Here is a 21,740-nt window from a genome sequence, read left to right as displayed (position 1 = left end):
ATGCGGCCCCTGCGAAGAAGCTTGGGGCTGATAACGGCCTGAGTGAAAGTACTGACAATGACGACACATACTGACTCCATCACGCTGAAAATCTGGGACAAGTCGGCCATCGACCACACCATCGATGCCGCCATCCAGTCCCTCTCACACCGCGCTGCCGCAGAAAACTGCGGAATCGCTGTGACCCTCAGCGGACCGAAAACCTTCACGGTCAGCCTGAGCCGCTAAGCAGCTCAAACTCAACGCAAGAGGACGACGCCGGTACTTACCGGCGTCGTCCTCTTGCGTTTAAGGCGCATCCGCAGGTTGCGTGTATTAGGTACCAGTTGCCCTCGAGCCCGAAACGTGACGCCTAAAGGGAAGTCCTGAGCAAACCTTGAGTTTTCCTTGACGCTTTGCCTGCGCATTTCTTGCGTTGGCGTTGGAACTCTTAGTGAGTCAACGCTTCAACGCTCGAACGGAGGGATCACAATGCTCACGGAAACCACAGTCCACACGGACGCACCGGACACGGCTGCCGCACCCCGCGGATCCCACCGTGCCGCCGGCGGAGTTGTCACGGTTCTGGTGCCGGCACACAACGAGTCCGCGGGCATCACAGAGACGCTGGTCTCCCTGAACAACCAGACCCGTCGTCCGGACCGCATCATTGTGGTGGCTGACAACTGCACCGACGACACCGAGGCCCTCGCGCTTGCCCAGGGCGCAGAGGTCATCCGGACTGTTGGTAACAAGGACAAGAAGGCCGGCGCCCTCAACTTCGCCCTCAGCGAGCTCCTTCCTGATGCCGACCCCGAGGACTTGGTCCTGGTTCAGGATGCTGACTCGCAACTCGCGTTGGACTTCATCGAGAACGCCACCAAGAACCTGCTGACCGACGAATTGCTCGGTGCTGTTGGTGGAGTGTTCAGCGGCGGTCCGGGCGGCGGCTTCGTAGGTCACTTGCAGCGCAACGAGTACGCCCGCTACGCCCGCGACGTCAAGCGCCTCCACGGCAAATGCTTGGTGGTGACCGGAACGGCCGCGCTCTTCCGGGTCAAGACGCTGCGGGACGTGGTCGCAGCCCGCTTGGAAGGCACCCTTCCTCCGGGCAACGGCAAGGGTGGTGTCTACGACACCTCAGTCCTGACCGAGGACAACGAGCTCTCCTTCGCTCTACTGACTCTCGGGTACCGCATTGCTTCACCCTCAAACTGCACGCTTGTCACCGAGGTCATGCCCACGTGGCGTGAACTGTGGGCCCAACGGCTCCGCTGGAAGCGCGGCGCCGTGGAGAACTGCGTGCAGTACGGATGGACCAAAATCACCAGGCCGTACTGGGGACGCCAGTTTCTCTCCATGATCGGTGTCCTGGTGACCCTGGCCTACTTCGGTTCCATCATCTTCGCCTTGACCACCGGAATGGGGCTGAACCTCCAGCCATTCTGGATCGCAGTCACCGCCATCTTCGTCCTGGAACGCATCGTCACACTGCGGTTCCGGGGCTGGAGGTACATGCTGCTGGCCGCAACCATGTACGAAACCGTCATCGATATCTTCCTGCAGGCCGTTCACGCCAAGGCCTACCTGGATGCAGCACTCAACCGCAAGAAAGTTTGGTAAACGACTCATGTACAACAACCCAGTAGCTCCCCTTACCGGAGTCACCGCAGCCGGGATGGGCTCAGGCACACTCGCCGCAACCGGCGCCGGAGACCTGTTCTGGTTCGCACTGGCAGCATTCGCCATGCTGGCCTTGGGCCTCGCCATCAAGAGGATCGTCCCGGTCCGCGCAGAGAAGAAGGCCTAGCCGCTTCTTCCCCATAAGCCCAACCAGCCCGCAGGTGTATCGCTAATTCCCCCCAGCGCGATACAACTGCGGGCTGGTTGTTTCCATGGCCACGAGGCCGCACGGACCGGCCACAGAAAAACACTGCTTAGGCTACGGGCGCCGTGCTCGCCGAGGTTTTAGCCACTGTGGTGTAACCGGCCTTGGTGCCGGTGACCTTCACGCTCATGGTGTCCGCTTGGTCGGCACTCACCAGCACGTAGGACTTGGCGGTGGCTCCCGCAATTGCGACTCCAGACCGGTACCACTGGTAGGTCAGGGTGGTTCCGGACGTCCAGGTGCCCACGTTGGCGGTCAATGTGGAGCCTACAGTCAGGGTTCCAGTAATGGTGGGAACGGGCGCCACCAGAGTGCCCGCCACAATAGTGGCTGTTGGTGCCGACTCCTTGGTGGTTGTTGCGTATCCGGCCTTGGTTCCTGTCACCCTGACAGTCAGCTTGGTGCCTTGATCGGCGGCGGCAAGAACGCGGGTGGAACCGGTAGCTCCGGAGATCGCCACACCATTCCTGTACCACTGGTAGCCCAAGGCAGTTCCGGCGGTCCACGTTCCCGGATTGGCCGTCAGGGTTGATCCAACGGCAGCTGTTCCGGACACCGTAGGAGTCGGAGCGGTCAACGGGATGCCTGGGACAAACGAGAAATCACGAATCGTGACGGTTTCAGGAGCAACGTGTGCCGCATCTCCGCCGCCACCACCGGTGACCCAAAGGTTGAAGTGGATCTGTTCATTGGCCGGCAGCGGCACCGTGGATCCTTGCAGAACGGTCTTCTTCAGCAGTGTTCCGCCGTAGCCCTCTCCGGCGAAGGTTTCAAAGGTCAGCTTGCCCGGCTCCCAGACCATCCTGTGGGTGAGGATCGGGGCGTTGGTGACATCGAACGTCACGGTGTTGTTGCCCTGGCCAGGGGGCAAGGTGGCATCGAACCAATAGCCATGCCCTTGAGTCACCGGCCAGTTTTCACCGTACGCGGCGCCGCCGCCCCAAGCCGACGCTTCGCAGAGATCGATCTCCGTGTAGCCCGGTTCGGCTGCGGGGTCATACGTGAAGAGGCAGCCCCACACCACTTCCTTCTGAAGGGCGCTGACGTCCTTCTCCACCGTGGTGCTGTACGTGCCGTAGCCGAAACCTTCACGCGTGGACTGGAACTCTGCACCCTTGGGAGAGGAACCCGTTGGGTTGCTGATGGAGAGCTTGACGTACCCGTTGGCGTCAGGGTTGCTCACATTGTTGGCGTCCCAACTGGCGTTGTACATGGGTGCCCCACCCCAAAAGCGCTTTTGCCAGTTGAACCCCTTCCAGGCGAAGCTGCCCACAGGCCCGGGATCCTCAGCCATCGGAGTGGTATCCGCGGCTCTTGACGGGCTCATGCCCGTGAACATCGATAAACCTACCGCCATAATGACGGCCAAACCCATTACTTTTCTTCCCCCATATGGAAGGAGCCTCACTGAAAGTGCCATAGCTGTGTCCTCCTGCTGATGCGCCCAGAAACGCCTCCGGCAATTGCCGGGGGCCGCCGTGACGTTCCACCCCCTGAGGAACGTGCAACTCCTCGATTATCGACGAGTACGTGATCCGCCGGAAGATAAATGAACCAGCAAGATTGGCTTTTCAACATCAATTGGATAACGGCACTTCAGCAAGGAGTAACCTTGACCTGTCCGCCCGCTCCACGCGCAGCATCGCTTTCCGGAGGCCATCATCACCATTCGCAGCGCAGGCATACTCCTTTACCGGCAAGCATCAGGCGGGCAAGTGGAGTTGTGGATCGCGCACATGGGCGGGCCCTTCTGGGCAAGGAAAGACCAGCATGCCTGGTCCATTCCCAAGGGTGAATTCCCTGAGGACGAAGAAGCGTTGGCTGCGGCGAAACGCGAATTCACCGAAGAAATCGGGACACCACCCCCGCCGGCTGACTATGAATTACTGGGCGTTTTCAAACAACCCTCAGGCAAACTCATCACCGCATTCGCCGCCGAAGCCAAAGACTTTCAGCCCGCCAGGATTGTCAGCAACACCTTTCCCATGGAATGGCCCAAAGGCTCAGGGACCATCAAGGATTTCCCGGAAATCGACGACGCCCGCTGGTTCGACGAAGCCACGGCCCGGACCAAGCTCGTCAAGGGGCAACTGCCCATCGTGGACGCGCTGGTCCGGCACCTTGACGAGATAGCCCTATAAAGCCGACCAGCCGCCGTCGGACGCCAGGATGGCGCCATTGACGTTGGTGCCGTCGTCACTGAGCAGGAAGGTGATGGAGGCCGCCAACTGCGCTGCAGTGGCGGGCGTGGGAACAGTCGCCTGCATGAGAGGCCCCAAGCGTTCGGCAGCGAGCTGCGATCCCCAATTCGCCACAATGTTGGTGATGGTTGGGCCGGGAGCCACAGCATTGAAGCGCAGACCCTTGGGCCCGTACATCACGGCCGAGTTCTTGGTAAGCCCCACCACCGCATGTTTGGAAGCGGTGTAGGCGGCTCCGGCTGCGGAACCACGCAGGCCTGCCTCCGACGCTACGTTCACCACCGATCCTGTTCCGGCTTCCAGCATGGGCGGCACCACTGCACGGGTCAGGCGCATGAGGGACGTGACGTTGATGCGGAAGACACGCTCCCACAGTTCGTCATCAACCTCGTGGATGGGAGCGAAGTTGTCCATAATGCCCGCAACGTTGGCCAACCCGTCCACGCGAGCCCCTGCCGCGGCGAGGACCGAAGCGACGGTTTCCTCAGTGGAAATATCACCTGCGACTGGCACCAGGTCCAGGCCGCCATTCTCCTCAACCAGGGCATCCAGACGCTCCTTGCTGATATCCGCTGCAATGACCTTGCCGCCTTCCCTGGCGATCCTCAACGCGGTGGCCTGGCCGATACCTGAGGCCGCGCCCGTGACGATGATGGTCTTGCCCGCAAAGCGGCCCGACGTGATGGTCTCCTGCCATGAAGCTTCGCTGCCCATGATGTCCTTCCGATGTTTACGGGGTGATTCACCCATCTTATGACACTCTGTGTCATTATGTAAGAGTGAATACTGGAGGGATGACTTCGGAAGATGCCAAGCCCCCGCGCGCAAGCGGTCGCCCCGCCACCATCGACCCCGACGCCGTCGCCAGACTCGCCTTGGACCTGTTCGCTGGGCACGGGTATGAAAACACCTCCATGGAAGACATCGCCCGCGCCGCCGGTATCGGCCGCAAGAGCCTCTACCGCTACTTCACCAGCAAGGCGGACCTCGTCTGGGGCGGCACCGAACCCGTGGTCGAGGCGTCAGCACTCGCCTTCGGCTCGTTCCACAGGCGTGGCAAGCCCGACGGCGATGTGCTGGCGGTGCTCCGAGAGGCTGCGGCTGCTGGAGTCGCTGTCATTCCGGATCTGTCCGTGACCCGCGGACGGCTCCGGTTGATCGCCGAGCATGCTGAACTGACCAGCCGGAGCTACGAGTCCCTGGCACCACAGCGCGAAAGGACCTTGGCCTTCCTTGTGGAGAGCGGCCTTTCCACCCCGGCGGCACGCTATTTGAGCGCCGCGTACCTTGCCACAACCTTCGAAGCATGGATGCAATGGGCCGCCGGATCAGATCCCGATCCGGTCCCTTATTTAGAGGCCGCACTCGAGGTTTTGAGGGTTCCCTCTGGTTAGCGGGCTTTCCGGGTGATGAACTGCCGGATCCACTCGACTGTCTCCGGATGGTCCAGATGCAAACCGTGCCCCGCGCCGGGTACGCGCACCAGCACTGAGCGAGGGATGTGCTGACGAAGGAGCAGGGCATTTGGCAACGGAGTGAGCTTGTCTTCCGTGCCGTGAAGTATCAGCGTGGGCGCTTGAACGGAGCCCAATTCGCTCCAGGCGTCATGGTCGCGACTGGCTTTGAAGTGACGTGCTTTCGCCCACGCTGAGGCCCGGGAATTGAAGAACGTGTTCGTCGCTTCGGGATTGGCGCGGACCCATGCGGGGTCGAAGAAGAGTTCTTCCAGACGTGACATATCACCGCTGACCAGGGCCTCCATGGCAGCTTTATCCGGCTGGGCGCTGGCATCCGGCCACCTGCCACCACTCGTCGCTGCGAGGATCAGCGTACGGACTTTTTGCGGGTAATCGATGGCCAACCATTGGCCAATACGCCCGCCCATCGAGTGGCCGTACACGTGTGCTAAATCCGCATCGGCCGCGTTGAGTACCGTGGCAGCATCTTCGGCCAGCAGTCTGGTGGTGTAGCGCTCAGCGGTACCCTTGGCACTCCGCCCTATCCCCCGGTGATCGAAGCGGATCACGCGGTAATACCGGGACAGCAGCTCCGCCGTCGGGCCCCAACCGTCCATGGCGGTTGCCTGCCCGGCGATCAACAGCAACGGGTCACCGTCGCCGGACTCGCTCCAGGCAAGTTCGGCGCCATCCGGAGCCTCCGCAAAGTTCACCGTGCCACAGTATCCGGGCGACACTCAAAGTGCTGCGGCGCAGGACACAGTGCGTCAATCTGCGGTAAAGATGTCCTCGATGGCGCAGTCGAAGGTCCGGGCGATGAGGAATGCCAGCGGTAGCGAAGGATCAAACTTTTCCCGTTCGATGGAGATGACCGTCTGCCGGGAGACGCCCAGCGCAGCAGCCAGGTCAGCCTGCGTCCATTGGCGCCCGGCCCGGCGCTCGGCGATGTTGTTCTTCACTTCAGCGCACGGTGCCGGATGGCCAGGTAGCGGAGCCCGGCATCCAGCGCGCTCAGCCCGACGAGCCCCAACAGAACCGGGAGCGCATCCACGCCGATCCGGCCTACAGCCAGCACCGCGGCAACCACAATGGTGGCCACCAGCACGTCAAGAAACGCTCCGGCCCCGGCCTGGCGCATCCATTGCAACTCGACGCTCTGCTCCCCATGCGGATCGCGGGTGACAGTGTGGCGTGAAACGAAAACCCTGGCCCCTAGCGACATCGCGGGATAGGCAGCACAGAGGGCTCCAATCCCCGCTGCGAGCCAGAAGTCGCCCGGGTTTGACACCCCCACCAACAAGGAGACGGCGATGGTCAGGATGGCGCCGAGGATGACCGCGAGGACGTAGTGATGTACCGGCGCACGCCTTGATGTAAAGGAAGCTTTACTCATCTTTGAAGTAAAGCACCCTTTACATCCTAAGGCAATGCTCGCGGTGGAGGGTTAGCGTTGAGGGATGACCGCTGAGTACAGGTACGACGTCGAGGTGCTGCACCTTTTGGTGTCGCCGGCCCACGCCTACTTTGGCCGCGCAAGGGAAGGCGCCGCTGACGTGCCCACTACTGACGCCGACCAGGCCGAACTGGTCACAGGCAAAGGGATTGTTGGCGACAGGTTCTTCGGCAAGGCCGCACACATGGATGCAGCCGTGACGGTCTTCGCCGTGGAAGCTCTCGAAGCCATCGCCGCCGAACTCGGGGCTGGGCCCTTCGATCCACTCCTGACCCGTCGAAATGTGGTTCTGCGCGGAGTCGAGCTGGCTCCGCTGCTTGGCCATGAGTTCACGCTGGAGTCCGGCGGAGACACGGTGCGGCTCAAGGCCGGCCGCCCCGCACACCCATGTGCCTGGATGGACGAAATGCTGGCTCCCGGCGCCCACAAAGCGATGCGCGGGCGCGGGGGCGTGCGTTGCCAGGTGATCTCCGGCGGTCTGCTGCATCGGGGGCATGCGGTGCTGGTAAGCCCTATGCCAATGGATCCCGCCAAGGCCGGGGAGGCGAAGGTTCTGCGGCCGTCGCGGTTGCCGTAATCCGGAACGGAAGTAGCCCTTCTTTGGGTGGAAGTTAGCCGAACTCAACCACATCGGGTGGCAGACGGGCCTTCCCTCATCCCAAGCTGGGCCACGGGCACCGCAAACAGTAACCTCACACCTCAGCCACCGGCGCCGCGAACTGTGCCTCGTACAGCCGGGCGTACGCCCCACCGGCGGCCAGCAGCTCCGAGTGGGTCCCCTGCTCCACGATCTGCCCGGCCTCCATCACCAGGATGAGGTCCGCGTCGCGGATGGTGGAGAGCCTGTGGGCGATCACAAAGCTGGTGCGGTCCGAGCGCAGGGCATTCATGGCTTTCTGCACCAATACTTCGGTTCGGGTATCCACTGAACTGGTGGCCTCGTCCAAGATCAACACCGATGGCCGGCACAAGAAGGCCCGGGCGATGGTCAACAGCTGCTTTTCGCCAGCGGAAACGTTGCCGCCTTCGTCGTCCAGCAGGGTGTCGTAACCCTCTGGCAGCGAGCGAACAAAACGGTCCACGTAGGTTGCCTGGGCCGCTTCCAAAATTTCCTCTTCGGAAGCAGCAGGCCGTCCATAGGCAATGTTGTCGCGGATCGTCCCTCCGAACAGCCAGGTGTCCTGGAGGACCATCCCCATCCGCGAGCGCAGCTCGTGCCGCGGGATCGAGGCGACGTCCACGCCGTCGAGCGTTATCCGCCCGGCGTCCAGCTCGTAGAAGCGCATCATCAGGTTCACCAGAGTGGTTTTGCCGGCACCTGTAGGCCCAACGATGGCGATGCTCTGCCCCGGCTCGGCGACCAAGCTGAGGTTTGTGATCAGCGGCTTGTCGGGAGAATACGCGAAGGACACGTTCTCGAACACCAAACGCCCCCGCGAAGGACCGGACTGCGGAACTGGGGCGGGCTCAGCGGACTCTTCTTCCTCATCCAGCAGATCGAACACCCGCTCTGCCGATGCGACGCCGGATTGCAGCATGTTCGCCATGGACCCAAGTTGGGCCAGCGGCATGGTGAACTGACGCGAGTACTGGATGAAGGCTTGAACGTCGCCCAACTGCATGGAACCGGAGGCCACCTGCAGGCCACCCACCACGGCGATTCCCACGTACACCAGGTTCCCGATGAACGTCATTGCCGGCATGATCAGGCCACTCACGAACTGCGCACCGAAGCTCGCCTGATACAGCTCGCCGTTCTTCGCCCGAAATTTCTCCTGAACCTCGTTCTGCCGCCCGAACACCTTCACCAAAGCGTGCCCGGTGTACGTTTCCTCGATCTGCCCGTTGAGTTCGCCGGTGTTCTTCCACTGCGCCACAAAGAGCTTCTGCGAGCGCTTGGCAATCAGCAGCGTAGTTCCCAGGGTCAGCGGGATGGTGACCAGTGCAATCAAGGCCAGGAGCGGAGAGAGCAGGAACATCATCACCAGCACGCCCAGCACTGTCAGCAGGGACGAGACCACCTGGCTGATGGATTGCTGGAGACTTTGGGAGATGTTGTCTACGTCGTTGGTCACCCGGCTCAGCAGTTCACCGCGCTGGATGGAGTCGAAGTAGCGCAACGGCAGCCGGTGGATTTTCGCTTCGATCCTTTGGCGGAGCCGGTAGACGGTCCGCTGCACGACGCCGTTGAGCACGTACGCCTGCATCCAGCCAAATGCTGAGGCCAGGACATACAGCGCCAGCGCCCACAGCAGCACCGAAGACAGTGCAGCAAAGTCGATTCCGACGCCGGGTGTCAGGGTCATGGCGCCCAGCATGTCTGCCTTGCTGTCATCACCTGAGGCGCGGAGTCCTGCGATGACGTCAGCTTTGGAAACCCCGGCTGGCAGCTGTTTGGACACGACGCCGGCGAAGATCAGGTTGGTGCCTTCGCCCAGCAGCCTCGGCCCAATCACGGACAAGGCCACACTGACCACGGCAAAGACCAACACCAGAATCAACCAAGAACGTTCAGGCCGCAACGTACCCAACAACCTGCGCGCTGAGGCCCCAAAGTTGGACGCTTTCTCGGCGGGGATGTTCATACCGGCGAACGGTCCTCCGCGGCCAGGTCCCATGGCTGGCCGCTGCGGTCCGCGGGGACCGGCTGATACGGCGCTCATGCTGCCTCCTCCGCCGCGAGTTGGGACGACACTATTTCCCTGTACGTTTCGGAAGACTCCAACAGCTGATCGTGTGTTCCCTGCCCAACGATCCTGCCGTCGTCGAGCACTAATATCTGGTCGGCGTCGGCGATGCTGGAGACCCGCTGGGCGATGATCACCAGGGTGGCACCGTTGGTGTGGCGTTTGAGGGCCTGCCGGAGGCGTGCGTCGGTGGCGGTGTCCAGGGAAGAGAAGGAGTCGTCAAAGATGTAGAGCTCCGGCTGCTTTACCAGGGCCCGGGCAATCGCGAGCCTCTGCCGCTGGCCGCCGGAAACGTTGGTGCCGCCTTGTGAAATGACCGCATCCAGGCCACCCTCCATCTCTTCCACAAAATCCCGGGCCTGGGCAACGGACAGCGCCTGCCACAGTTCGTCCTCGGTGGCGTCCGGCTTGCCATACTGAAGACTGCTGCGGACCGTACCGGAGAACAGGTACGGCCGCTGCGGTACCAGGCCGATGTGTCCCCACAACAGGTCAGGATGCAGTTCCCGGACGTCCACGCCGTCCATTCGCACAGAGCCGCTGGTGGCGTCGAACAACCGTGGCATGAGGTTTACCAGCGTGGTTTTTCCGGCGCCGGTGCTGCCGATGATAGCGGTGGTCTGGCCGGCCAACGCCGTGAAAGTGACCCCGCTGAGGACTGGCTGCTCTGCACCCGGGTAGGCGAAACCAACGCCGCGCATCTCCAATTCGCCGCGCCGGATACCGCCGGCGACAGGGTTCGACGGCGGCTGGACACTTGAGTTGGTTTCCAGAACCTCGCCGATCCGGTCGGCAGAAACGGACGCGCGCGGGATCATCACGGCCATGAACGTCGCCATCATGACGGACATGAGGATCTGCATCAGGTAGCTCAGGAAGGCGATCAAGGTTCCAACCTGCATGGAACCGTCCTCGATCCTGAAAGATCCGAACCAGATCACCGCCACGCTGGAAACGTTCATCACCAACATGACCACCGGGAACATGAGCGCCATCAACCGGCCGGCCCTCAGCGCAACGTCAGTGACGTCGTCGTTGGCTTTGCCAAACCGGGTGGCCTCCATGTCTTCCCGCACAAACGCACGCACCACGCGGATACCGGTGAGCTGCTCGCGGAGAACCCGGTTCACGGCGTCAATCCGGACCTGCATCTTCCGGAACAGCGGCACCATGCGCGTCACGATCAGTCCCACCGCCACCAGCAACACCGGAACACAGACCGCGATGAGCCATGACAGCTGAGCGTCCTGCCGCACGGCCATGATCACTCCGCCGATGCTCAGCATGGGCGCTGCGACCATCAGCGTGCAGGACATGAGGACCAGCTGCTGTACCTGCTGCACATCGTTGGTGGACCGGGTGATCAGCGATGGCGCCCCGAACTTGGTGACCTCCTGCTCGGAGAACTCCCCTACCCGGCTGAAAATGGCGTCACGGACATCGCGGCCCATCCCCATGGCGGCCTTGGCACCGAAGTACACGGCAACCACGGCGCACGCGATCTGCAGCAGCGTGATCAGCAGCATGAGTCCACCCATGCGCAGGATGTAGTCGGTGTCCCCGGTGGCAACGCCCTGATCGATGATGTCGGCGTTCAGTGTGGGCAAGTACAGCGACGCAATGGACTGCGCCAATTGGAAAACGACGACGGCGATCAGCAACCGCTGATGCGGCCGCAGGAACCGGACAAGAACCTTCCACAGCATGGGAACTCCAAGCAGACGCCGTATAAACCGAAGGCCAGTTTACGTCTGGTTGCTGCGGGCAACTAGAGGTAATAGTCCTGTCCTGCCGTCGGCCCCGGACAGTAGGCTGGAAACGTTCGTATTGAATCGCCTCGAAGGGAACTGGGTTTTGGCTTACATCACCGTAGGAAACGAAAACAGCACTGAAATCGAGCTTTACTACGAAGACCACGGAACCGGCCAGGCAGTTGTCCTCATCCACGGTTATCCGTTGGACGGATCATCCTGGGAGAAGCAGACCGCAGCCCTCCTGGACGCCGGCTACCGCGTCATTACCTACGATCGCCGCGGTTTTGGAAAGTCGAGCCAACCCACCCAGGGCTATGACTACGACACCTTCGCTGCGGATCTGAAGACCGTCCTGGACACCCTGGACGTGAACGATGCTGTCCTGGTGGGTTTCTCCATGGGCACCGGTGAGGTTGCACGCTATATCAGCACCTACGGTTCGGCCCGCGTGGCCAAGGCTGTATTCCTGGGATCGCTGGAACCTTATCTGTTGAAGACCGATGACAACCCGGACGGCGTCCCGCAGGACGTCTTCGACGGGCTCGCCGCCGCCGTCACAGCAGACCGCTACGCGTTCTTCACCGACTTCTTCAAGAACTTCTACAACAGCGACACCTTCCTGGGCACTGATCGCCTGAGCCAGGAATCCGTGGACGCCAGCTGGAACCTCGCCAGCAAGTCGGGGGCATTCGCATCGGTTGCCGCCCAGCCAACCTGGCTCACGGACTTCCGCGCCGATATCCCCAAGATCGATGTTCCGGCCTTGATCGTGCACGGCACGGCGGACAACATCCTGCCGATCGACGTCACCGGCCGCCGTTTCAAGGACGCCCTGCCCAGCGCGGAATACTTGGAAATCGAAGGCGCCCCGCATGGTTTGCTCTGGACGCACGGCGCCGAAGTCAATGAGGCGCTGCTGGCATTCCTGAAGAAGTAGCCCAACCCAAACTGATGGGCCCGACGCACGGTTGTTCCGGCGTCGGGCCTTGTCATTTCCTGAGCCGCAGCTTCCGCGCCTTGGCGCCGTTCTGCAAATACTCCTGCTCCGTAGCGTCGGCAGCATAACGTTCCATCGCATGGAGCAGTCCGTACGTGAAAGCACTGTTGCCAACGTCAGGGGCCGAGCCCAGCTTCAGCAGTTCAGCGCGGGCCATCACGCTGTCCTGGTGTTCACCCAGTATCGACTGGACTTTATGCGCCGCATCCGCCAGCCGTTCGGCCCGCTTACCATGGACGCCCACCGCGGCCTCTGCTGCAAAGCGCAGCTTCTTGGCGGACTTCCGCACCTCATGAAACGCAGTGTCACGTTGAGGCCCGACGGCGGCGCCCACCGCGGCTTCGTGGCGTTCGCCAAGCCTCTTGGCGGCCTTGTTGACGAGCTTGGCGGTGGTCTTCGTGGCCCGCTTCTTTCCTTTGGGAGCCAGCGGCGGGGCGTCGATGAACGATTCCAACTCGTCCAGGAGCCTGAAATAGCGGGGGCTGTTCAGCCGGTTCTTGACCGCCGCCATGGCAGTATCCGCCCTGATGGCCATCCGTTGATCGAGGTGATCGTGCAGTGGACCCACAACGAGCTTTCCCGGGAGCTCCTCAAGATCGTTCCTGAGCCGGTGGTGCAGGACTTCAGTATCGCGATAACGGCCCAGTGTTTTGGCAAGCGACTTCAGCCCGGTCTCGACGCTACCGGAAGAATCTTTGGTGAAGAGATTGCGGTACGTGTGCAGCACCGACCGGATCCGGCGGATGATTGACCGCATTTGATGGACCGAATCATCGCGGCCCAGCCTCACGTGGGCGTCCTGAAGAAGGAGATCGGCAACTTGCGTTGCGAGGTAATCGAGGACAGGAACCACAGCGGCGCTCTTGCCTCCCGGTTTTTCCTGGTCGGCTCCCTTGGCTTCGGGCCAGGATTCACCCAATGCAGTGGCCAGCTTGGACGTTCGTTCGCTGGGCTTCGCTCCCGCCGCTGAGAGCTGTTCGGTCATGATGTCCAGCGGGTGGAGGTCCATGTCAGCTGCGCCGTCCTGCGCAGCCAGTTCCACCTCCCACTCCCTCCATCGCAGCTCCCGTGGCTCACCGACCACCACATGGGCGCTGACATGGTCATCAACAAAGTCAGCCACCCGCTCTCCGTTGCTGCCGTACAGGGCGTACGTGGTGCGGTCTGTGGTGAGGGTGGCGATTGCCGCCACTGCATGCCCACGGGTGTAGGCGAGAACACGGTCCATGATGTCCACCGGGACAGTCTCGGCATTACCCAGAGGCGCGTGGATCTCGGTTCTCTTGCCAGGGCCGAGCGGGAGTTTGAGATGCCAGCCGGCGTCCAGGCCTCCCGTGCGGCGCCGCAACGTTATGCCCCGGGCGGCGAGGGCCAAATGGCGGGTGTCAAAGTAGATGGCTTCCAGGCTGTGGCTGGTGGGGTCGCCAACTTTTCCAATCCCGTCGATCTTGTGGAGCGCCGGAAGCGGAGTTGATGCATCGGCGTCGAATTTCCGCTCGGCCTCCACGTTGCTGGACGTTGCCATGGCCGTCAGAACTCCTCACTCGTGGTTGTTTCCGGTATGCCAAGAGGGCCGGCCCGTTGTGGTGGCCGGCCCTCGTTGGAGCTATCTATTGGTGCTGTATCCAGTGTGGGTCAGGAAGAACCCCAGCGCTAGATGTCGATGGAGCGAGGACGGGTGGACTCACCCGTATCATCCACATCGCCACCTGACACCGTGCCACGCCAAGCCCCGGTGGCATGGCCCTGGGCTTCGATGAACTTCTTGAATTTGTCCAGATCTGCACCAACCCGCATGCCGTCCACGCCCAGGGCGGATCCAGCTTTCTCCGCTAAGCCTTCCGGCTCCCAGACAATCTCGACATCGACGCGTGTCCGGGCTGGCCCAAGGGGTTCAAAGCGCACAGTGCCGCCATTGCGAGGACCGTCAACACTGGCCCAACTCACCAGGGAGTCCGGAGCTTGCTCAATGATCTGGGCATTGTATTCGCGCTTCACACCTCCCACGTTGGTGGAGAAGTGAAGGGCCGTCTCATCGATCTGTTCAACGGCCTCCACCCCGTTCATAAACTCGGGGAAGGCTTCGAACTGCGTCCATTGGTTGTAGGCAACAGATACGGGGACATCTACTTCGATTGACTTATTGACGGTTGCCAAGGTTTTGCTCCTTCGATCGTGTCTCGGGTGCTGTTTCGTCAAGTGGGGCGGCGCGCCAGCCAGCTGGCTGCTTAACCAGTGGCGCGCCAGTTCAAGCGCGCCAGCCAAAGCTCTTAGCCGGCGTCAAAACTTTCTTCGTCATCGTCATTCGGTGACTGTTCCTGCGGGAGATCGTTGCCGCTGCCATCCGGCAAGTCCTCGGCACCGCCATCGGGCTGCAAGGATTGCTCGGCGTGCGACTGCTCGTCGATCCCGCCAAAGCGGCCTGCGCCGGGTTCCCCCGCGCTGTCTGAATTCTCAGGATCCAGATGGCTGAGGTTGGGTGCGCCTGTGGCGTACGTTTCGCCGTCGGGACTGTCTTGGCTCAAACCGGCTTCAGACAGGTCCTCTTCCACGCGGGGCTGGGCTTGCCCTCCGCCTGCTTCCTGCTCTGCGGTTGGGGTGCCATAGCCTCCCACTGCCTCTTCCGGTGTGGCGTCTTTCTTGTCCATGCGACCTGTCCTTTCCTCAGCGGTGAACGTGTTTATGGAACTCTTCGAACCTATAAGCGCAGTTGACGGGATGTCCATGCCTGCACGAAATTAATCAGCAATCTTAGCAATATCTGAATAAACGCGCTAAGGTACTGCCTCTGAAATCACGAGGGCTGCGGAATTTCACATCCCCCTTGGGGATCCAGTCCCGTGTAATTCAAGGGACCCGCAACGATATTCAACGCAATCGTCGCGAACTGCGAACACTGCGCCGGCGGAGCCGTGAAATAGCCCCGCTGCCCGGCGGCCACGGCCCCGATAACGAGCCATACCACCACCAGCAATCCAATGATTGAACCGATTCGCATCACTGCTCCAATCGCTGAACCAACACCCCCAGCTATTAGTAAGCATACTGACAAAACCCCTGGTAGCCAAAGAAGTGCGGCCGCGGATCGGGATTGCTCCCGCCGCGGCCGCACGTGGCCCGATCAATCCGTGGGATTGGTTTCGGTTGTCAGACCCCGGTTGTCCGCAGTCTTTCGTCCTTTTGTTCCGCCGGACCAGGCGGGGTGGCTGATTCGCTGGGACCAGCATCGACGGCGTCGTCCGGACTTTCCGACGATGCGTCACCGACTGAAGGCTGGCGGCCGGTCTGAGCTGATGCGGGATCCCGCGGGATGGGATTTCCCGGGGTTGTGGTTCCATCGCGAACCTGATCGAAACCGGCTACCTCACTTGGATCAGTTGTCATACGCGAGACCGCCCGCGGCCCAGAACCCAGCCAAGAACTGCCAGGACGAGCAGGATGATGCCAACCCACAGCAAGAAACTGAGAGCCTGGTTGAGTCCTCCAACCAGGAGCAGGATGATCGCAATAACACCGGCGATTATCAGGAGTGTGTTCATTGAGCTACGCGTCCCTTCAATAACTGTTGTTTATTCAGGAAGGCGTCCGCTGACACTCCGCTAACGGAGCGCCACCCATGCCAACGGGCACCGAATGGAGACATGCATCTCCATTTTCGTTACGCACCCACCCGGATAGGGTTCAAAATCGAACTGATGCCCGGGCGGAGCACGTTCACAGCATCATGATAAGCACCCTTTGGGTCGCCGCGAAGTAGTTTGGTCAGGAAACTTAGTACCCCTTTGTGGAGAAGGCCCCCAGGGCACGGCTGATTTCCAGGGCAGTCCCCGCAGCAGCCTCGCCGTACTCCTGATACTTCGCGGGCACAATCCTGCTTGAGGGCCCGGAGATGGAGATGGACCCGGCCGCCACACCGCCCGGGCCCAGCAACGGGACGCCGATCGAGGTAATGCCCGTGCTGAGACCCTGCTCATTGATGGAGTACCCACGGGCGCGGGTGTCCACGATCATCGCCCTGAGCACCGCGGGATCAACAACGGTTTGCGGCGTCAGCGCCTCAAGCGGCCCGGCCAGATACTCATTGACAAAGACCTCATCCGCGGCAGACAGGTAGGCCATGCCTGTGGAAGAGGCGTGCATGGGGAGCCGCGACCCCAGTGGCAGGAATGCCCGGAGGACGTGCTGGGTGTCCAGGCGCTCGATGATCAGCATGTAGCCACGGTCCGGCACCGCCAAGTGCACGGTCTCAGTGGTGTCCAACTGCAGCGCGTTGAGCGGGCCCATGGCGGCATCGCGGATCACGGAACCGCTGCTTCCACGGCTGGCTACAGCGAAGGCATGGTTGGTCAGCACCCATTTCCCGGCCTGCGCTTCTGACTGCGCAACCCAGCCAAGCTCGGCCAGCGTCCTGAGCATCCGGAGGACCGTTGCCTTGGGCACGTCCACCTCGCGGCTCAGCTCGGACAGCCCCGCAGGCTGGTTATCCGAGACGGCTTCCAATACGCGTATCGCCGTGACCACGCTCTGCGTACTCATTCATCCTCCCGCTTGACCGACTACTCCCAGTGCCCTACATTACAGGCGACTTCCCAAAATGAACCAATGGTTCATCCAGTGAACCGACGAAGTTTGATTGGAGAACGGGCTTATGGAATGGCAAATACTTGCCCTGGCCATCTTTGTGGGCGTCTTTGTCCTGGCAACACTGCGCAAGGTGCACATCGGAGTGCTCATGTTCGCAGCGGCTGCCGGGGTTGGCGTCTGGATGGCCGGGATGACAATCGACAAGGTGGTGGCGGGCTTTCCCATCGGAATCCTGGTCCTCCTGGTCGGAGTGACCTACTTCTTCGCGATCGCCCAGGCCAACGGCACCATCGACCGCATTATCGAAATGGCAATCACCAAAGTGGGTGACCGCGCCTTCTTTCTGCCGGTGGCCTTCTTTGCGCTGACCATCGGCATCTCGGCCATGGGTTCGCCCTTGGCCGGCCTGGTCATGGCGCCCATAGGAATGCCATTGCCCAAGAGATACGGCATCGACCGCATGCTCATGGGAATTGCGATCGGCTCGGGCCTCAGTGCCGGAGGATTTGCCCCCACCAGCCTCTTCGGAATCGTCACCTACGGCACGGCCCGGGCTGCCGGGATCGACCTCGACCCGTTGGTCCTCTTCAGCGTGGCGTTGGGCACCAACCTCTTGCTGTTGGCTACGGCTTACGTTCTGTTCGGCGGGTTCAAGCTACTCCACACGCGCACCGCTGACGGTTTTGGCACCACTGTGCCGCGCTTCAGCGCAAGCCGCCCGACGCCGTCGCACCCTTTTGAGCGTGAGGGCAACATTGCCCGGGGCCAGAAGGCGACCGCCAAAACCGTCCAGGTCCTGGAAGGCGGCGAACCGCCCACGGAGGCACCGGCGTCGAGCCTTCGGCTGAACCGCAACCAAATCATCACGGTGCTCTGCATGGCTGGCTTGGTGCTCACCGTCATCCTGATGTCCATCCTTGGCGCGAATCCGGACATCGGCGTCCTGTGCTTTGCGTTCGCCTCGGTCCTCACACTCTGTGATCCGCAATCGGGCAAATCTGCCGTCAGCAAGATCGACTGGTCCACCGTCTTGTTGGTGGGCGGGATCATCACGTTCGTCGGAGTCCTTCAGACCATGGGAGCCGTCGCCCTGCTGGGCGAAGCAGCCGGCGCCGTCGGAACTCCGTTGCTGGCCGCCCTGGTGATCTGCGCGATCGGCGGCCTGGTGTCAGCGTTCGCCTCCACCACTGGCATGCTCGCGGCACTGGTGCCGCTGGCCCTCCCACTGGTGGCGTCCGGGGACATCGCCGGGTGGGCTGTCATTGCCGCCTTGGGCGTGTGTTCTTCGATCGTTGACGTCTCGCCGTTCTCCACCGTAGGTGCCACGTTCGTGGCCACCGTCGACGCTGATGAGCGCCCCCGCATCACCAGACTCCTCACGCGGTGGGGGCTCTCCATGGTGGTGGCCGGTCCCCTATTGCTTGTTGGCGCCCTTGTTCTTCCGTCCAGTCTCTAACCAGTCCCACGCACGAAAGGTGCCTACCATGCTCAAACCACTTCGCGGAATCACCGTGATCGATCTCAGCCGAGCTCTCGCAGGCCCCTACTGCACTGCACTCCTGGCCGATATGGGTGCCAGGATCATCAAGGTGGAAAGCGTCAACGGGGGCGATACCGCCCGGCAGTGGCCTCCCTTCCAGGACGGGCACAGCCTCTACTTCGACTCCGTCAACCGGAACAAAGTGTCAGTGTGCCTGGACTTCTATTCGTCCGAGGGACAAGACATCCTCTCCGGCCTGATCGCCGACGCTGATGTTCTGGTGGAGAACTTCAAGCCTGGCACGCTGGAGAAAATGGGTTTCACTCCTGCCCGGCTTGATGAGTTGAACCCCGGGCTCGTAGTGGGCTCCGTGACCGGATTCGGAAACACCGGCCCCCTCAAGGACGACGCCGGACTGGATCAGGTCATCCAGGGAATGTCCGGGCTGATGTCCGTCACCGGCCCCGGGCCTGGCTCGGCTTATCGTGTGGGCGTGCCGATCGTGGACATCACCTCCGGAATGATCTGTGCGTTTGGCATAGTTTCAGCTCTCTTGGGAGCCCGGAACGGCGAACGCCCCGGCCGGGTGTCAACGTCCTTGTTGGAGACCGCCCTGAACCTGTCCGCGTTCCAAGGGCAGAAGGCACTGAGCCTGGGCGAAGCACCCACGCCACAGGGCAACAACCACCCCGTCATTGCGCCTTACGGCATGTTCGCTACGGCCACGGACTCGATCAACATCGCGGTGGGCAGCGACAAGCAATGGCGGGCATTCTGCGGCCTGCTCAGCGTTCCATCAGCAATGGAGGATCCCCGTTTCATCACCGGGGCGGACCGGTCAGCTAACCGCGATCAGTTGTCGGGGCTCGTCGAAACTGCCTTGGCGGCCAAATCCGCCGCCGAGTGGGTTCCGCTGATCAGCCAGGCCGGCATTCCTTGCGGCCCTATTTATGACTACACGCAGGCCCTCGCCTCGGAACAGGTCGCGGCTTTGGGACTCGTGCAACGCCGCGAGCGCCTGGACGGCTCCGAGCTCCCCCTGCTCCGCGGCCCCCTCAGCCTGGATGGCGAGGCCAGCGAGATCCTCTCGCCCCCACCGCTTCTGGGCGAGCACACCGCAGATGTACTGATGGAGTTTGGAATGACGCACGACGACGTCACCCGGCTTGAGCGCGAGGGCCGCATTGTGTGCGGGCCGGCAAAGATTGGAGCACAGCGATGACCGTCCTCTCCTCCACCGAAAGGGTCCGCAGCGGTGCTTCCAGTGCAGGCCGCATCTCCGTCTCCATCGCCAATGGTGTGGCCACCGTGGAGATCAGCAACCTGGCACAGCGGAACGCCCTGACCCGGGATATGTGCTGGGAGATCCAGGAACTGATGCCGCGACTGGAGGCAGACGCGGACGTGGCCGTTGTTGTGCTGCGTGGTTCCGGGGACACGTTCTGCGCCGGGGCCTCCATCAGTGAACTCTCTTCTGTGCTGGTGGATCCCCAACCGGACGGCACCTCCGTGGATCATCTCAGTGGGGCCGATGCCGCCATCGCTTCCCTCTCCAAGCCCTCCGTCGCTTTGGTGGATGGTGCCTGCATGGGCGGCGGCTGGCAGATAGCCTCAGCCTGCGACTTCATCATCGCCAACGAACGTGCGGTGATCGGGCTGACTCCGGCCAAAATCGGGATCATCTACCCTCGCCCGGGCATGGAACGGCTGGTCCGGTTGGTGGGGCAAGCCAATGCGAAGTACATCCTCCTCACGGGACGGACGTTCAGCGCAACCGAAGCCCGGGCACTTGGCCTGGTGGCCGACGTCGTTCCTTCAGCGTCCTTTGAAGAGAAGTCCGCGGCGCTTGTCAGTTCACTGAGGAGCCGCTCGCGGTTCTCCATGCATTCCATGAAGCGACTGGTGGACGCCACGGACGCCGCACCGTCCGACGCTGATCGGGAATGGGCTGACGCCTGGGCTGCCATGCCGGACAGTCCGGACATGGAGATCGGCATCAGCGCGTTCCTTAACCGTGAGCAGCCGCAGTTCAGGTGGCGGCCTGTGGATTGACTCAGCGCAGCTCGCGGAAGAAGGCCCGGACATCCGCGGTCAGCAGTTCTGGTTCTTCCAGCGCGGCAAAGTGGCCTCCCCTGTCCACGTCATTCCATCGGACCACGGTGTTCTCCTTCTCGACGTACTTACGGATGGCGTAGTCGTGGGCAAAGTTGAGGACGGCCGTGGGAACGGCCGTGCGTTCCTTGGAAGTACCCCAACCGCTGTCCTGCGCGTAGCCCGTGAGCGCGGCGGATCCTGCAGTTCGGGTGAACCAGTACAGTGACACGTTGGCAAGGAGGACGTCCCGGTCCAGGATCTGGAGAACGTCTTTTTCGATGGGCCACGTCCAAGCTTGGAACTTATCCATGATCCAAGCCAGCTGGGCCACGGGACTGTCGCTGAGCATGGTGCCGATCAAGCCTGGCCTGGTGGACTGGAGGGAAATGTACGCAAACTGCTGCCACATGAATTGCTGGATATCGTCAATAGCGTGCCGTTCCCTAGGGGTCAATCCAGCAAGTTCCAGGTCTGTGAGCGGGAGCTCCGGCAGGGGACCCGTTGTGCCGTTGACATGGACGCCGATGACGCGGTCCGGGGCCGCCCGTGCAATTTCGGGACCGATCCCGGCGCCCGCGTCTCCGCCCTGGGTGCCAAACCGCTCATACCCGAGTCTCGCCATGATCTCTGCGAAAGCTCGCGCAATATGCCCGTCGTCCCAGCTGGCATCGGATAGCGGGCTGGAGAAGGCAAATCCGGGAATTGACGGGATCACCACATGGAAGGCGTCCTTCGCATCGCCGCCGTGGTCCTGAGGTTCCGTCAGGGGGCCCACCAGTTGGAGGAATTCCAGGAAGGAACCCGGCCACCCGTGTACCAGGATCAGCGGTGTGGCGTCCGGACTACTTGAACGGACGTGGGCGAAGTGGATGGGTTGTCCGTCCACCTCGGTGATGAACTGCGGGATGGCGTTGATTCTCTGCTCCATGGCTCGCCAGTCGAAGCCGTCCCGCAGTAGTCAACCAATTCGCGAAGCCAGGTATCAGGGATACCGCGCGACCACTCCGCGCCCACCGGTGAAGGCCAGTTATCGCTGGCCTCCGGCAGCGGATGAGGGTAGCGGGCCTCGCTGAGGCGGCGACTCAATCCGTCGATTTCGGATTGAGGGATTTCGATGCGGAAAGGGCGAATCTCCGATGTTGTCATGCATCCATTCTTCCGTTGGA

At 62.0% G+C, this 21,740-nt stretch carries 24 protein-coding genes; 10 read left to right on the top strand and 14 right to left on the bottom strand.

The features are described 5' to 3' along the window. Window positions 1-57 precede the first annotated feature (57 nt). From BLW08_RS10710 to BLW08_RS10700, 3 genes are all read left to right on the top strand, one after another. On the top strand, window positions 58-228 hold the full coding sequence (locus BLW08_RS10710) for a hypothetical protein (RefSeq protein ID WP_018778796.1): 171 nt from the start codon (window positions 58-60) through the stop codon (window positions 226-228). A gap of 243 nt (window positions 229-471) precedes the next feature. Continuing rightward, window positions 472-1,602, top strand: a complete 1,131-nt coding sequence (locus tag BLW08_RS10705) for a glycosyltransferase family 2 protein (RefSeq protein WP_090823306.1) — start codon at window positions 472-474, stop codon at window positions 1,600-1,602. Between the two features lie 7 nt (window positions 1,603-1,609). Next, window positions 1,610-1,789 carry a hypothetical protein gene (locus tag BLW08_RS10700; protein ID WP_090823304.1) on the top strand — a complete coding sequence of 60 codons (180 nt, stop codon included), beginning with the start codon at window positions 1,610-1,612 and terminating at the stop codon, window positions 1,787-1,789. 127 nt (window positions 1,790-1,916) lie between these two features. Here the strand turns inward: BLW08_RS10700 and BLW08_RS10695 are convergent, their stop codons facing one another. Then, window positions 1,917-3,194, bottom strand: coding sequence for a hypothetical protein (locus BLW08_RS10695; protein WP_254779821.1), 1,278 nt, complete (start codon window positions 3,192-3,194; stop codon window positions 1,917-1,919). 334 nt (window positions 3,195-3,528) lie between these two features. On the opposite strand from BLW08_RS10695, the gene BLW08_RS10690 reads away from it, so the two are divergent. Then, window positions 3,529-4,008 carry an NUDIX hydrolase gene (locus tag BLW08_RS10690; protein WP_091324989.1) on the top strand — a complete coding sequence of 160 codons (480 nt, stop codon included), beginning with the start codon at window positions 3,529-3,531 and terminating at the stop codon, window positions 4,006-4,008. Here the strand turns inward: BLW08_RS10690 and BLW08_RS10685 are convergent. Then, complete coding sequence (locus BLW08_RS10685) at window positions 4,003-4,782, bottom strand: SDR family NAD(P)-dependent oxidoreductase (RefSeq protein ID WP_090823300.1); 780 nt, start codon at window positions 4,780-4,782, stop codon at window positions 4,003-4,005. The genes BLW08_RS10690 and BLW08_RS10685 overlap by 6 nt on opposite strands. An 80-nt stretch (window positions 4,783-4,862) precedes the next feature. On the opposite strand from BLW08_RS10685, the gene BLW08_RS10680 reads away from it, so the two are divergent. Continuing rightward, a complete protein-coding gene (locus BLW08_RS10680; protein ID WP_090823298.1) occupies window positions 4,863-5,462 on the top strand; it encodes a TetR family transcriptional regulator in 600 nt (199 codons plus the stop codon). On the opposite strand, the gene BLW08_RS10675 is transcribed toward BLW08_RS10680, so the two are convergent. The 3 genes from BLW08_RS10675 to BLW08_RS10665 are packed head-to-tail and all read right to left on the bottom strand — an operon-like array spanning window position 5,459 to window position 6,918. Further along, window positions 5,459-6,238, bottom strand: a complete 780-nt coding sequence (locus tag BLW08_RS10675; protein ID WP_091324987.1) for an alpha/beta fold hydrolase — start codon at window positions 6,236-6,238, stop codon at window positions 5,459-5,461. The two genes, BLW08_RS10680 and BLW08_RS10675, sit on opposite strands and share 4 nt — an antisense overlap. Before the next feature lie 54 nt (window positions 6,239-6,292). Beyond that, a complete protein-coding gene (locus tag BLW08_RS10670; RefSeq protein WP_090823294.1) occupies window positions 6,293-6,484 on the bottom strand; it encodes a helix-turn-helix transcriptional regulator in 192 nt (63 codons plus the stop codon). Beyond that, the gene (locus BLW08_RS10665) at window positions 6,481-6,918 is read right to left on the bottom strand and encodes a hypothetical protein (protein WP_091324985.1); all 438 of its coding nucleotides are present in this window, start codon (window positions 6,916-6,918) and stop codon (window positions 6,481-6,483) included. Before BLW08_RS10665 ends, BLW08_RS10670 begins: the two co-directional genes overlap by 4 nt. Before the next feature lie 64 nt (window positions 6,919-6,982). Between BLW08_RS10665 and BLW08_RS10660 the strand changes: the two genes are divergently transcribed. Beyond that, entirely contained in the window at window positions 6,983-7,555 is a 573-nt protein-coding gene (locus BLW08_RS10660; RefSeq protein ID WP_091324983.1) for an MOSC domain-containing protein, read from the top strand. A 115-nt stretch (window positions 7,556-7,670) separates the two neighbouring features. On the opposite strand, the gene BLW08_RS10655 is transcribed toward BLW08_RS10660, so the two are convergent. Beyond that, on the bottom strand, window positions 7,671-9,641 hold the full coding sequence (locus BLW08_RS10655; protein ID WP_091324981.1) for an ABC transporter ATP-binding protein: 1,971 nt from the start codon (window positions 9,639-9,641) through the stop codon (window positions 7,671-7,673). Continuing rightward, window positions 9,638-11,371, bottom strand: a complete 1,734-nt coding sequence (locus tag BLW08_RS10650; protein ID WP_091324979.1) for an ABC transporter ATP-binding protein — start codon at window positions 11,369-11,371, stop codon at window positions 9,638-9,640. Before BLW08_RS10650 ends, BLW08_RS10655 begins: the two co-directional genes overlap by 4 nt. Before the next feature lie 148 nt (window positions 11,372-11,519). On the opposite strand from BLW08_RS10650, the gene BLW08_RS10645 reads away from it, so the two are divergent. Then, on the top strand, window positions 11,520-12,356 hold the full coding sequence (locus BLW08_RS10645; protein WP_091325082.1) for an alpha/beta fold hydrolase: 837 nt from the start codon (window positions 11,520-11,522) through the stop codon (window positions 12,354-12,356). 52 nt (window positions 12,357-12,408) lie between these two features. On the opposite strand, the gene BLW08_RS10640 is transcribed toward BLW08_RS10645, so the two are convergent. From BLW08_RS10640 to BLW08_RS10620, 5 genes are all read right to left on the bottom strand, one after another. Further along, the gene (locus BLW08_RS10640) at window positions 12,409-13,941 is read right to left on the bottom strand and encodes a CYTH and CHAD domain-containing protein (protein ID WP_091324977.1); all 1,533 of its coding nucleotides are present in this window, start codon (window positions 13,939-13,941) and stop codon (window positions 12,409-12,411) included. 128 nt (window positions 13,942-14,069) lie between these two features. Further along, window positions 14,070-14,573, bottom strand: a complete 504-nt coding sequence (locus BLW08_RS10635; protein ID WP_091324975.1) for an SRPBCC family protein — start codon at window positions 14,571-14,573, stop codon at window positions 14,070-14,072. A gap of 113 nt (window positions 14,574-14,686) precedes the next feature. Beyond that, window positions 14,687-15,064, bottom strand: a complete 378-nt coding sequence (locus tag BLW08_RS10630) for a hypothetical protein (protein ID WP_254779820.1) — start codon at window positions 15,062-15,064, stop codon at window positions 14,687-14,689. Between the two features lie 732 nt (window positions 15,065-15,796). Further along, a complete protein-coding gene (locus BLW08_RS23845; protein ID WP_175538650.1) occupies window positions 15,797-15,955 on the bottom strand; it encodes a hypothetical protein in 159 nt (52 codons plus the stop codon). A 232-nt stretch (window positions 15,956-16,187) separates the two neighbouring features. Continuing rightward, entirely contained in the window at window positions 16,188-16,952 is a 765-nt protein-coding gene (locus tag BLW08_RS10620) for an IclR family transcriptional regulator (protein WP_091324969.1), read from the bottom strand. 112 nt (window positions 16,953-17,064) lie between these two features. On the opposite strand from BLW08_RS10620, the gene BLW08_RS10615 reads away from it, so the two are divergent. From BLW08_RS10615 to BLW08_RS10605, 3 genes are read left to right on the top strand one after another with little or no spacing between them, the layout of a single operon-like run. Beyond that, window positions 17,065-18,456, top strand: coding sequence for an SLC13 family permease (locus BLW08_RS10615; protein ID WP_091324967.1), 1,392 nt, complete (start codon window positions 17,065-17,067; stop codon window positions 18,454-18,456). A gap of 28 nt (window positions 18,457-18,484) precedes the next feature. Continuing rightward, window positions 18,485-19,702, top strand: coding sequence for a CaiB/BaiF CoA transferase family protein (locus BLW08_RS10610; RefSeq protein WP_091324966.1), 1,218 nt, complete (start codon window positions 18,485-18,487; stop codon window positions 19,700-19,702). Beyond that, a complete protein-coding gene (locus BLW08_RS10605) occupies window positions 19,699-20,532 on the top strand; it encodes an enoyl-CoA hydratase/isomerase family protein (protein ID WP_091324964.1) in 834 nt (277 codons plus the stop codon). The genes BLW08_RS10610 and BLW08_RS10605 overlap by 4 nt, the downstream gene beginning before the upstream one ends. Before the next feature lies 1 nt (window position 20,533). Here the strand turns inward: BLW08_RS10605 and BLW08_RS10600 are convergent, their stop codons facing one another. Both BLW08_RS10600 and BLW08_RS24130 read right to left on the bottom strand, forming a co-directional pair. Beyond that, window positions 20,534-21,502 (bottom strand): epoxide hydrolase family protein, encoded by a 969-nt coding sequence (locus BLW08_RS10600; RefSeq protein WP_254779819.1) that lies wholly within the window; start codon window positions 21,500-21,502, stop codon window positions 20,534-20,536. Then, entirely contained in the window at window positions 21,397-21,720 is a 324-nt protein-coding gene (locus BLW08_RS24130; RefSeq protein ID WP_254779818.1) for an epoxide hydrolase N-terminal domain-containing protein, read from the bottom strand. Before BLW08_RS24130 ends, BLW08_RS10600 begins: the two co-directional genes overlap by 106 nt. Window positions 21,721-21,740: the final 20 nt, after the last annotated feature.

The sequence above is a fragment of the Arthrobacter sp. cf158 genome (assembly GCF_900106835.1).
GTDB lineage: Bacteria > Actinomycetota > Actinomycetes > Actinomycetales > Micrococcaceae > Arthrobacter.
The sequence above is the reverse complement of the archived record's forward strand: the minus strand, read 5'-3'. Positions and strand labels throughout refer to the sequence as shown.